At 45.4% G+C, this 12,465-nt stretch carries 11 protein-coding genes; 3 read left to right on the top strand and 8 right to left on the bottom strand.

The features are described from left to right. Positions 1-353 precede the first annotated feature (353 nt). The 5 genes from K2F33_RS23065 to K2F33_RS23045 form a co-directional block, all read right to left on the bottom strand. Positions 354-989 (bottom strand): cysteine hydrolase family protein, encoded by a 636-nt coding sequence (locus K2F33_RS23065; RefSeq protein WP_076165279.1) that lies wholly within the window; start codon positions 987-989, stop codon positions 354-356. Between the two features lie 678 nt (positions 990-1,667). Further along, positions 1,668-2,654: an SDR family NAD(P)-dependent oxidoreductase gene (locus tag K2F33_RS23060; RefSeq protein WP_263878760.1), complete on the bottom strand. Its 987-nt coding sequence runs from the start codon at positions 2,652-2,654 to the stop codon at positions 1,668-1,670. 69 nt (positions 2,655-2,723) lie between these two features. After that, positions 2,724-3,161: a MerR family transcriptional regulator gene (locus tag K2F33_RS23055; protein WP_144025325.1), complete on the bottom strand. Its 438-nt coding sequence runs from the start codon at positions 3,159-3,161 to the stop codon at positions 2,724-2,726. 774 nt (positions 3,162-3,935) lie between these two features. Further along, the gene (locus tag K2F33_RS23050; RefSeq protein ID WP_263878759.1) at positions 3,936-5,078 is read right to left on the bottom strand and encodes a copper amine oxidase N-terminal domain-containing protein; all 1,143 of its coding nucleotides are present in this window, start codon (positions 5,076-5,078) and stop codon (positions 3,936-3,938) included. A gap of 58 nt (positions 5,079-5,136) precedes the next feature. Continuing rightward, positions 5,137-5,316, bottom strand: coding sequence for a hypothetical protein (locus K2F33_RS23045; protein ID WP_263878758.1), 180 nt, complete (start codon positions 5,314-5,316; stop codon positions 5,137-5,139). Between the two features lie 338 nt (positions 5,317-5,654). On the opposite strand from K2F33_RS23045, the gene K2F33_RS23040 reads away from it, so the two are divergent. The 3 genes from K2F33_RS23040 to K2F33_RS23030 all read left to right on the top strand — a co-directional run bounded on the left by K2F33_RS23040 (position 5,655) and on the right by K2F33_RS23030 (position 8,569). Further along, positions 5,655-6,311: a TetR/AcrR family transcriptional regulator gene (locus tag K2F33_RS23040; RefSeq protein ID WP_263878757.1), complete on the top strand. Its 657-nt coding sequence runs from the start codon at positions 5,655-5,657 to the stop codon at positions 6,309-6,311. A gap of 84 nt (positions 6,312-6,395) precedes the next feature. Then, the gene (locus tag K2F33_RS23035) at positions 6,396-7,775 is read left to right on the top strand and encodes a serine hydrolase domain-containing protein (RefSeq protein ID WP_263878756.1); all 1,380 of its coding nucleotides are present in this window, start codon (positions 6,396-6,398) and stop codon (positions 7,773-7,775) included. Between the two features lie 347 nt (positions 7,776-8,122). Then, positions 8,123-8,569 (top strand): VOC family protein, encoded by a 447-nt coding sequence (locus K2F33_RS23030; protein WP_263878755.1) that lies wholly within the window; start codon positions 8,123-8,125, stop codon positions 8,567-8,569. A 737-nt stretch (positions 8,570-9,306) separates the two neighbouring features. Here the strand turns inward: K2F33_RS23030 and K2F33_RS23025 are convergent. From K2F33_RS23025 to K2F33_RS23015, 3 genes are all read right to left on the bottom strand, one after another. Beyond that, positions 9,307-9,801 carry a carbohydrate-binding protein gene (locus K2F33_RS23025; RefSeq protein WP_263878754.1) on the bottom strand — a complete coding sequence of 165 codons (495 nt, stop codon included), beginning with the start codon at positions 9,799-9,801 and terminating at the stop codon, positions 9,307-9,309. Positions 9,802-9,860: 59 nt separating this feature from the next. Further along, on the bottom strand, positions 9,861-10,514 hold the full coding sequence (locus K2F33_RS23020; RefSeq protein ID WP_263878753.1) for a rhodanese-like domain-containing protein: 654 nt from the start codon (positions 10,512-10,514) through the stop codon (positions 9,861-9,863). Positions 10,515-10,623: 109 nt separating this feature from the next. Next, the gene (locus K2F33_RS23015) at positions 10,624-12,438 is read right to left on the bottom strand and encodes an alpha-galactosidase (RefSeq protein ID WP_263878752.1); all 1,815 of its coding nucleotides are present in this window, start codon (positions 12,436-12,438) and stop codon (positions 10,624-10,626) included. Positions 12,439-12,465 lie beyond the last annotated feature (27 nt).

The raw sequence follows: 12,465 nt of genomic DNA, 5'->3' as shown, positions 1-12,465 counted from the left end.
TCTCCGTCGTAACCCTACAGCAATACGCTATCCGCGCTAGGAAGAAGTCATCCCTAGACCGAGAGCGCGATCGGCAATATTAGCGGGCGAACTTCCCCGCTCCCGAATTGCATTCCGCGCAACCTCACGGTCGTCGAAATGGATCGTTCTGTCCTTCGTGATCTGGAACGTTTTAAATATGAGATTCCTCGCTAAACTGCTGTCTCCAATTATCGTTGTATTCTGTAACCACAACATTCATCAAAACAACCTCCCCAGCGAAATATTTATTGCGACCAATAAAATGAAGCGTTAAAAGCAGCTGCCGAAGCAACCGCTCATTACGAAAAAGTATCCGATAGTTCAACTATGGATTATTTTAATGAACTCATAACATCATTTAAATTACAAACATAAACACCAATATTCTTCATTTCTTGAATACCCTTTTCGTAAACTTGTGACATGGAATCTGCTACCATCACAACACGAAAATCACGTTCACTGGCTTCGTAAATTGATGTTCGTGGACAGTTAGGAAAGTTACACCCTGTAAATACAATGGTGTCGATATTACGCTGTTTGAGGAAACCTTCCAGGTCTGTTTTGTAAAAAGCACCCCAACGTGATTTATACATAACCCATTCATTTTCCCCAATCGACTGAAACTCGCCATTCAACAGCTTGTCAGCATCCAAAGAATTATAGTTTAATGGGCGGATTTCACTGACTAACTCGGCACCATCTGAATTTGGAGCGACAAACTTGGCACCTTCCTCAACCATTTTTTTTCTGCAAATATCGACGTTTGAACCATCTTCTTTATACAAACGAATTACATGGACAATCGGTAGTCCTTTTTCACGATACTTTTCTAGCAAAGACCTCATTTTCGGTAACACTTCAATAGTACCCTTAATTTGGGCAGGAGCATTCGGCAATGTAAAGTCGTTTTGCGTATCAATGGTAATGAGTACGGATGTGTTCCAATTCGGACTTATATAATTCATAGACAAGATCACCTCATTTAGATCTTATTTTTACAATTTTCCTAGCAATTGAGAAGAACACTGCTTTCATTCGGTACGTCGCAAATCTGCCCTTTAGTTCAGCGGAGCCTTTAGCCCTAGAAATACCGCCTATATCCCGCCGACGGTCCACGCGTAACTGAGCGTAGATCTGTGTCGTTGATGCCTTCTCGTGATCCCAACATTCCTTGAATAAAATCTAATAGGCACCATTATCAAGTAAATGGCAAGCATATGTATGACGAAAGCGATGAGGATAAACGTTAACCGAACCTCTCCACGAGCTGCAAGCTTCTTAACCGCATAACGTATAAGTTGGTGTGGCCATTCGTCTTCTCTCAATTGGAACAGCAACACCATCGTTATCATTTGAATCGGTTACTCGGGCTGCACAATTTTTTTAGTTCAATTATCGCGTTCCCCATTGCGATCGGAAATCCGCCCTCCGCTTTACCACTATTTGTGATACGGTCTTCCGCACTGTCTGTAACGGCAACTTTTAGAGCCCCCCTTTACGAGAGGGCTCTATGTTAAACCGCTAAATTTCTTGTTGATGGTATACATCAGAAGATGCAGAGCGGAGCGTTTGACTTTAATAACAAACGTGCCTCTTTTACATCTATACGTGACTTCCAGCTCTTCATTCGAACAGTGACGTTCTCATGATCCCGAAATGTCGACTGATGTGAGTTCTACAGAAAGATTCCACAATCGCAAAGCCTCCTCAGGATCAATAGCGTAGTCCTTGACACCGTTCGGTACTCCTTCTTGAGCGAGTTCCGCGATATCACAATCCTCGCAATAGACCCCTCCTAGACCTATGAGCTGGAGAGAAGTTGCAGCCCATACTTGTGTAGCAGCGCCTTGCTGAGGTGTCTTGAAGCTTGGATCCGCAGGCGCTCCATGCTCGTCAATCCAGCCGAACGAGACCAATTCATCCTTCGAAAAATGGCGCTGGAGGGGAGTCAGAATGGACCCTGGATGAACCGCAAAGGCACGAACCCCTTGACTTGCACCGCGCTTGTCGAGTTCAACGGCGAACAAGATGTTGGCGGTTTTGGATTGCCCGTACGCCTGCCACCTGTCATAACCTTGCTCGAACTGAACGTCATGCCATCGGATCGGGGTAATGTGATGGGCGCCCGATGACACGGATACAACACGCGCTCCTCCTTCGGCAACTAACGCTGGCCATATCGAGTTGATTAAGGCGAAGTGCCCGAGATGGTTGATCGCGAATTGCGCCTCCCAGCCGAGTCCTACTCTCGTTTCTGGACAAGCCATGATCCCGGCGCTAAGAATAGCCATGTCCAGACCCCGGTCCCTGCCGAGAATCCGACGACTGAACGCTTGGACGCTTGCAAGATCCGAGAGGTCCAACTCCTCGATCTCTACGTTTTGTAAGCCAGAGAGAGCTTGTTCTGCGGTGTCCGCCCTGCGAGCTGGCACGATGACGCGCGCTCCTGCCTTGACAAGCGCCCGCGTCGTTTCCAAGCCCAACCCCGAATATCCCCCAGTCACAAGTGCCGTATGCCCCGATAAATCGAGATTGAGCAGCGCCTCTTCAGCGGTGCTGCGATAGCCGAATCCTGAGCCGATTGAATGCTGCGCCGTTCTTGAATCCTGTTGTTGATTAATGGTTACCATTCCTTTCTTAACTTGACATATCTGGATCGTACAACTTAGAGCGAACTCTATGTCAAGAGTCAATCCAGATCAAGCATCAGAAGGCGCATCATCCGAATCACTTCCAGTCCAAAGGTGCTGCGCGGTGCCTTGCTTGAGATGTTCTTCGTAAACACCGACTTTCCAGTTTATGAGATCCAGGCAGTCCTTTAATTGATCCATTTGAGCGACTACCCGCCGTTGGTGCTCCCGAAGGATTTCCAAACGCTGCTGTTCGTTTCCTTGCCCTCGGCGAACCAGTTCTGCGAATCGTTTGATCTGGGCAAGAGGCATTCCTGAAGCTCGAAGCTTGATACAGATGTCGAGCCATTCGACATCTGACTGACTGTAGCGCCTGTGCCCTCTGTCGCCGCGCATAACCTGCGCGGACAGCAGAAGTCCTTCACGCTCATAGAATCGCAGGGCGTGTGGGCTCAGTCCGGTATACTTGGCAACTTGGCTGATACTCAGTTCCTTGTTCGCTTCCATTCGCCGATCACTCATTTCCATATATGATTGAAATAACATTTTAGCTTCAGAGAGGTATACCATGATGTTCCGATGTGGGCAAGTTGTGCTACTTCATCAGGGTAATTGCCTACAGTCCGTTGCTTCAGGGATGCTCTCCGGAACGTACACGACGGACACAAGGTTCGATGAGAAAAAGTGTTCGAAAAAATACTGCTCATCCCACCTGCACGTTCCTAAATTAATTTTGCCTCTGCTATTCTCTTCAATAATTGAAATCATTCATCACGGACTTGCCAATTGTACTGAAAAAGTAATTGCATAAACGTACCCTTTAAATAAATCACCTTTTTATTATTTCTTCACTGATTCTGTGTTGCTGCCACGCAATCCTGCCCGTTAGCTTAATGAGATTGCATGGAAACAATTTTTGATACTTATCTTACCAGTAATCGGCTCATATTCTTGTCCATTACGGCAATCGGTACCAAGTTCTTGTCCTCGACTCGGGACAAGAAGTTGTGCCGATAAAACAAAAAAGCCGCTATAATAGCGACTCTCAATGGGACTATGTTCTTTTCCCCTGACATCTGCATTAGAGCTAAGCGAGAATAGATTCTTAGCTCCTTGGTTTTTTACGAGCAACACCCTATTTTGTTGCTGAGGCTGTTCCAAAGTTTTCTTTGGGACACCCTCTTCATAGTTGAATCAAAGCAGACCTTCGAGCCCTAATTAATTGTAACTTGCCTTGCGGCAAACTCGTGGGTAACCAATTTTACTCAAGATGGTAATTCATTATGGCTTCAAAAGCTCGTGTTGGTGCCCATTCAGCTTGATTTTGTACTGTCCAAACGTTTTTTTTCTTTCATCTGAACTTAGATTTCCAGCGCGTTGGTAACCGAATGTAGAGATCCCATCTTGATCAATGGTCCAATCATAGACCTTGCCTAAGGTATCAAACCCATAATAAAATCCAGGCTTACCTAAATATTCTGAAGACCATTGTCCATTACTGTGTGTTGCATATTTCAAATTGGTTGTTTGATCGGCATTTAGCAAGCCACGTTGATACTGAGTTAGATAATAGACATTGCCTAAATATGTTTTTACCGACTTTATAGGCACATTTTCAGTAGCTACTCTTGAAATCGACTCTCCATTTACCTGATATAAAATAAATTTTTGCGTTGTATTGAAGTCATAATTCAGATAGAAGTCACTCTTCTCCGTTTTGAACCAAATATCTCCAAGATGAACTGTGTTCTTGTCGTCATTTGTTACATGATAACTAAAGTCGTCGAAGTCATAGAAATTATTGCTTACCCGTAATTTATTGTTCTCTTTTATTACAACCAAATATTTATCACTATAAATAACATTCTTACCTTCGTAGGTCAGCCCATAGACGCGAATTAGTTTGGACTCTTCAATCGTTGAAGTATTGACATCCCTTATAATAATAAGTCTATATGGCTGAGTTTCAGTGCTTTTTTGATATACTACTTTTTTGTTCAGAGCCTCCCCAATGTATCTTAGAGGAATATAGGTTGTGCCATTGTAGATGTTTGCAGGTACATCCATAGCAACGGTTTTACCGTCTATAGTGATGTTTTTATTTTTTATTTTCATTAAAATTGTTTTATTTGAATACTGAATGCGAATGGACTGACTTTTTGTATTGAAATCTACTACTGCACCAAATCCTTCAGATATCAAACGAAGTGGCACTAATGTTCTGCCATCTTTAACAATCGGTTTTACAGCCGATTCCTTTTGACCATTGATTAATGCCACGGAACTGTCCAGGGAAAGAACCATCGTGTTTTTAAAATCAGTACTCGTATCATTTTTAGTTTGAATACTCTCTGCGTCAATCGTACCCATTAAGGAAAAAAATAATGTGAAAGAAACAATAGTTAATAAAAGCTTTGACTTCATAAACACACCTCTCTTTTTGTATATTAGCTTTAAGTTAACAATATATGTATAAGCATTCTTAAGGGATTCCGGCTTGCTCCATAGCTTGTTTTTGGATCGGTGCCGGCGATGTATAAGGAAATAAACCTATCACGTAATAGGATTGCAGCTGAAAGAATTTATCAATGGTTTCATCATCCCATGCAGGAAAAACGATTTTAAGTACGTCATTTGCCGCTGGACAGCCCTCCTTCCACAATAATGTAGTTTCTCCTTGATTGTACATCGAAGTTGCATATCATACCGGCATCTTCGATCCAGATGACGATGCCATTGCTCATTTTGACTAACTAAATTTCTTCAATTCATTTCCATTATCCTGCCCGTTAGTTGAGAAAAAGGCAGCCTACCAAAAACCGGCTACCTTCAATAACTTCATTGAGCTATCGTTTCCCGTTAGCATAATGTCGTAATTCCAACGGGCACTTAGACATAGAACACATCTCGCTTGTAATGCCACATTTTAGCTTGACAATTTGGTGGAAATTTCTTATGGTTTTTTCATACCGACTAAATGTATGAAAGGACGAAATGTTGATGGCAAGGAATAAATATCCCGAAGAAACACTAAAGCAGATTTTAAGTGTTTCACTAAATCTGTTTTTAACAAACGGCTATGAACACACAACATTACAGGATATCACTGGGGCGCTTGGGGGGCTTTCAAGGGGTGCGATTTACCACCATTTCAAATCTAAAGAAGATATTATGATTGCGGTTCTCAAACAGCTCTACAAAGATGTCGAAGAGACATTGGCTGCTGTCCGGGATGACAAGCAACTATCCGGACTTGAGAAGCTGCGCAAAATCATTAGTGTTTCTTTGAATCACGACCCCGCGCAGCTAGAGATGATGTCGACAGCACCAAACCTCTTGAAAAATCCGAAGATATTAGCTGCTCAATTACAAAGTATAATCGAGGATGCTGTGCCTATCTATATACAGCCTATCGTTGAGGAAGGGATATTGGATGGGACAATCAAAACTGAGTTTCCAAAGGAGCTTAGCGAAATGGTGATGCTTCTCAGTAACCTTTGGTTAAGTCCCATGATATTCGAGGCTTCACCCGAGATCATGCTGCGTAGGTGCCGGTTCATACAGGAGCTACTAAAAGGAATTGGGGTTGACCTACTAGACGAGCCAACCATCCGACGTTATGAGGAGTATTATCGTTTGTATAGCGAGAATCACTGAAATATTGAAATGAGACTATAAAATTTTTTTAAACTTATTCATACCGTTAGTCGGTATCAAAAAAACGAAGGAGGAAATCTATTTATGAAAATTACGACGAAAACCTTTGATCCGGATGACTGGCTAAAACGATTGAATGAGCTGTGCAAAACCAATGACGTACCGGGAGCATCTCTGGCTGTGCTCATCGGTGGACAAATTCATAAGTTAGCCTGTGGACTTCTGCATCTAGGGACAGGTGTAGAGGCGACAAGCGATTCGTTGTTCCAGATCGGCTCTATTTCAAAAGTGTACACAGCTGCGCTGGTGATGCAGCTTGTAGATTCTGGCGAATTGACTTTGGACTCAACGGTAAAGGAGATTCTTCCCGAGCTATCCATCCCCGGAACCGAAGCGATAACCATTCGTCATTTACTGAGCCACAGTAGCGGTTTGACGAGCGATTTTACGATCGACACCGGACGGGGAGATGACTGCTTGGCTCGTTACATCGAGGCTTGCAATGAGCTAAGATTGGAAAGTTCCCCCGGAACGGTTGTTTCTTACAGCGGTGTGGGATATAACGTCTTGGGCCGCATCATTGAGGTCCTGACTAACCAGACGTGGGACGATGCCTTAAGAGATCGGCTTCTCGTTCCGCTTGGACTCGCCGAAACGGTAACACTGCCAGAGGAAGTATTGCGGTTTCGGGCTGCGATGGGGCACTTGGCCGGCGAAGTAGGTCGGAATCCTGAACCTGCTCCTTTCTGGAATCTACTGCCGCGCTCGTCTGGTCCCAGCGGCGGAGCTTTATGCGCAACGGCTGCTGACCTCATCCGGTTTGCCCAGGTGCATCTTAATGGAGGACTTACGCCGGACAATAACCGCTTGTTAACTTCTAAGTCGGTAGCCGCTATGCAACATCTGGCAGCCGAAACACCTGATAAGTGGACATCTGGCAACATCGGATGGGGACTGGGTTGGATGATTTATGACTGGAACGGAGTTCCTGTGTTTGGGCATGACGGTGCTACGATCGGACAAAACGGGTATCTGCGTGTTGTCCCCGGATGCGGCGTAGCCGTTGCCTTGTTGACCAACGGCGGAAACACAGATCTGCTCCAGTCTGTTCTGTTTCGGGAACTATTCGAGGAATTGGCGGGCGCAAAAATGCCGGACACCGTATTCGAGCCGGCACCACACCCACTTGTGATTGATATTAAGCCGTTCGTTGGTGTCTATAAGCGGCAAGGAGTCGTCATGACGGTTACGGAAAGAAACGGAATGCTGCATATGTTATACGAAATTTTTGATGGCAGGCAAATCCCTTCTCCACCGCTGGAAATAACCCTCAGCCCCGTGTCCGAGACGGTATTTGCGGGGGCGATTCCAGGCCAAGACTGGATGCCCGTGATTTTCTCAACACTGATGAACGGCACAGTATATTGCTACATCGGCATGCGGGCCGCACCGAAAATCGCGTAAGCGGTAAATCTTCTTCATCATCACTCTGCGGGTAGTGTCAACTTCACTGGTACTACCCCAGTAATACTCTCTCGGAACTAAAACTAATTTCCTATATATGTTACTGGTAACTGGCAACTCGTACTAACAGTTGAGTAAACATCTATTCCACCTGACTGTCCTTTAGCTGAAGGGCGTACGCCTTAAAACAGCAGCGGGCTGGATAGTTCAATATTAGAATCGGTTGACCTTATCATGAATATGGCGAAATAGTTTATGACAAGGTATGTCACTAATAAGGAATACAATAGATCTTGAGCCCGGCATAACAGTCCGAGCTAAACTAAACAAGAAGGAGTTGTTATATCGTGACGTTTCAAATTACACCTTTTATCATGCTGAACGGAAATGCCAGGGAAGCAATTCGATTCTACGAATCCGCGCTGGAGGCCAAAGTTGTATTCATGGAAACCTTCGGAGAAGGCCCTGAGGATCAGTCGCACCCACTGCCCACACACTCAAAGGATTGGGTAGCACACGCTGTTCTAAAAATCGGAGAGGCGGAATTATTTGTTGCCGATACAATTTCGGACAAGCCGAATGAGACCGGCAATCGCCTGCAGATCTGCATCACAACCCCCGATACCGAAACATCTGCCCGCTTCTATAATGCTCTCCTGGATGGCGGCCAAGTGGTGATGCCTTTGCAAGAAGTGTATTTCAGCCCCGCTTTAGGTATCGTGACGGACCGATTTGGCATAACGATCCAAGTCTATACCCCAGGAAACAAAGCGAAGGACGGGACGGTGCAATAACTAAGATGATGCCTCCTTCATCCCTATCCCTGATCTTCTCAAGCAGCTCGATTAGCCTTGCTAGCTTATCCAATGGCACCGTTTTTTTTAACTGTGTTTGAATTCCTTAATGTTAGTTCAATCTTTTCTGTAGTAAAGATATTAACAACAGTGGCTCTTTAGGATCATTAGAATGTGCTTGGAATTCTACTAATATTTATTTATTAAGTCAGCTGAAAAGCCTGCCGGTTCCGATCGGTAGGCTAAGTAGTATCACACTCTCGCAACAAACATTTACAGGATTTTGCGAACATGTGTAATGAAAGACAGCCGGACGACAGTATTACCACAATCTGTTCTCGATGATATTCATCGGATCCGGTGGGTACGCGAATTTCAATGTTGTAAGTAAGGCCCAATGTTAAAAGAAGTTACACTATCCTGCCCGTTAGCTAAATGAATTAGTGTAGTGAAATGTAGTTTGATGGTTAGCTAATTGGTAATCGGATTATGTTCTTGGTATTCGTCAGTTTTAAATTATCGAAGTACGAAGCAATGCCATATTGGGCTTGTTTGATTGGCACCGTTTCGAGTCCCACTTTACGATTTCCTGAATCGACTGCCGTGAATGTCCCTAACGATCGGTCCGTTTGCGTATACCGAGCCCGTAATATTGCCGCCATATGGATTAGACCCGCCATTATACGTATTGTTATTCGAGAATCTGATCGAATTGGCGCCTTTCTTCAATTCCACGTCTATCGTTTGAGTAGCAAATTGCTGCCAGGATATTGTGTTTTTGAAGAATACGGTCTCCGCCTCGCCGCCATTGACGCTAATTTACGCGTAGCGTATCTCTCCACAACATCGTTGTTATAGGCATGCGTTCCCGCGCTTTCCCCATTGGCATATCGGACAACCAACTTGTAGATTCCGTCCTCGGGTACTACGATATCGTCAATTTCGAGATATCTTTCCGCACCGTCGGAAGAGTTCATTCCGTTGACATACTTCCCGTTTGATGCATATTTCGCGAACGCGTCGTCACGAATCAACGGAAGCTCGGCTCCTGCCGGAGTACCCGCGACAACGGCGTCCTCCGCTTCAATAGAGAAGATGGCGCCATAGCCGGACGTGTAACAAATCGTCCCGCCATACATACCATCGTCAAGCACGCTGACAACGAAGCGAGTATTAGCGTCGGCATTCGTGCCGTAGCCCGTCACATATCCCGCACCCTCGAAGCCTGCCATGCTATTCCCCCGAAACAAAGACGGGGGCTATTATGAGGACAGCGGAAGCAGCCGGTCTCCTATATTAAAGGATACGAATACTGCTCTATTCCTGGAATCGTATAAACTCTGCTATAACCTGCATCTATAAGGGCTTGTGCCGCTATAGAACTTTTATACCCCATTTGACAGTAAAGGATTAATGGAGTATCCTTTCGCACGCATACCGAGAACGGGTTATTGGAGATATCCTGTAACGGTATACCAATGCTTCCCCGGATATGCCCTGTTCGATAATCCTCATTCGTCCGCACATCTACTAGCATAGCCGTAGGGTCATTCACCATAAGCTCCCATGCTTCATCGGGGGTCAGATGTTTACTTTGAAATACTCTGCCCCCTGTGTGAGGCATACGCTGCTCCCTATTAAGCATTCTCGCAACAACTTCTTCGGCTTCCACACGATTTAAGCTGCCCGCTGTATCGAACAGGTACGGGTCACGTCCGTGCATTATACCTTTTACATACATCTGCGCGATATGCATGACGCAGGTACGGCAGGAATACAAGTCCCTAAGATATTCTGCCGCCGACCAATCATGCTCGTCTCTTTCTCCGAATTCTGTCAGCAGGGTTTCGTGAACGATTCTTGCAGCGGAACGGCGCTCAATGGGTTTGCTTATGTTGGTTAGATCATAGTCCTCGATTATTCCCTTATACAACGCGTAATCCATATAGCCTGACGACCATCTGCCGCGCGTTGGCTCTATATGGCCTTTTATGCTTCTAATGACCATGGTCACAAACTGTTCGGTAGTAACAAGATCCTCAATCATCAGCTTACTATACAGGGGTAACTCTTAGGGTAACATTGTCATAGGCGTCAATGCCTGTAACAGAAAAGGTCTCTGATATCCTCGTAGTAACCTCGCCTGTCCATAAATCTTTTAGGCAATAGCTTGCTGCATGTTTGAATTTTTCAGCATCAACCATTTTATGCCCAAGATAATCGATAATGCGGCTTACATCAACGGAGTGCATTTTCGTATCTTTCGAGTCGCTGAGATTGATAAAGGATATGGCCATATCTCCGTTCGCAAGAGGCTTTGCAAGAATATCAACCCGGTTGATATTCGCAATATAGGCCGTATCGGGATTGTCATAGTCGATAGAGCAGTAAATTCTTTTGGCCTGGACACCGAGGGGATCCTGATTCAAGGCGATGACCTCTTTGTTCGCAATAATCCTCCATAGCTCGTCGCCCTTTGCAATCCGTCTTAAATCCATTCCAAGCATAATCGGAGAATTCATCATGCACCACATCGTCATATGCGTTTTGCTCATGGTCGTCGTGATCCCGTTCATACCGATGACAAGCATATCGGGATCGTTCCACCCCTTATCAAGCCTGGCAAACTCATCCATAATGACCGCCTTGCTATATTGCGAGGTTATACTTGCGGTATGGTTTGAACTCCATTCGGCGGAGCCCGGATTGCCATCGGAGCCGACGCTGAAGGTTATATCGTTAAGAATGCGCCAGGAGTCTCCAACCTTATATCCCCAGTTTTGCGGCTGCGTTTTCCCCCATTCGCAGATGGAGAATACAATATCATGGTTAGGGTCAACCTTGTTCAAGCCTTCCAGCAAAACTGCATAGGAATTAAGGGTATTTTCCTGCCTTCTATGGTTCATAAGACGGATGATGTTTTCTCCCTCATTTAGGGAAACCGTTATTTTTTCCGAATCTGCAAAGGCAGCCGTACTTTCGGTAAGAGGAAGCAAATCATCAAAATATCGGGTTTCATTCTCTGCGCTTCCAACCGCAAGCTGAAGCCAGCGTCCCATGCCATTCTCCTCGCCGCTTGCGTAATTGACGGTTATGGCGTAGTTTCCGCCAGCTGGCGCGTTCACGGTAAACGCCAGCTCTCCCCAACGGTCGCCCACAGGTGTTGTCCCCACGTTTGTTCCATCGAAGGTACCGATGTTTGTTACATAGTCGCCACTGTTTTTGTATGCGCCCTGGCCTAGAAGCACACCGTCCTTCACCGCATTAAAAGTAATATTCAGTTTTTCGCCCATAACCGTTATGCTTCTGATATTCGGGGCATAGGAATATTTGGCATTTGCCGAGTCCGAGAACGTGGCGTTATCCCAAAGGTAGTAGCAATTGTCAACCTTGATAAAGTCAACCCCCCATTCTATATAAGACCTCGTGTCGACATCCTCAAAGCCGCAAGTGCCTACCGCGGAGCCTGCGCAAAGATGTGTCCCTATATCGTTGTACATACCGAATTTAAGTCCCTTGCCGTGGATGTAATCGGATAGCGCCTTAAAGCCGCTTGGAAATTTAATCGATTCGTTAGAAAGCAATCCGTTGACGCGTTCGGACTTATAGCAGCCGTCATCGAGCACGACATACTTGTATCCCAACTCCGCAAGTCCCAAATCGACGATCGCGTCCGCCATCGTCTTTGTGAGAGCCTCGTTGTTCTTGCTGCCGAAGGCATTCCAGCTGTTCCAGCCCATGGCAGGGAGGCGTCCTTGCTTTTTATTCAGAAGCACCTTGCCGTTCGAGAAAGCCGGAAACATGTAGTCGGGATCCGTGATCTTGTCCGGCGCTGTCCTTGATGTAACCTTAGCTGATACTTTCTCCATAAGAAATCCTCCTCGCAAGTTGCATTT

This window comes from Paenibacillus sp. PSB04 (assembly GCF_025809195.1).
In the GTDB taxonomy this organism is placed as follows: Bacteria; Bacillota; Bacilli; order Paenibacillales; family Paenibacillaceae; genus Paenibacillus_AQ; species Paenibacillus_AQ favisporus.
This window is presented reverse-complemented; position numbering and strand designations above follow the sequence as displayed.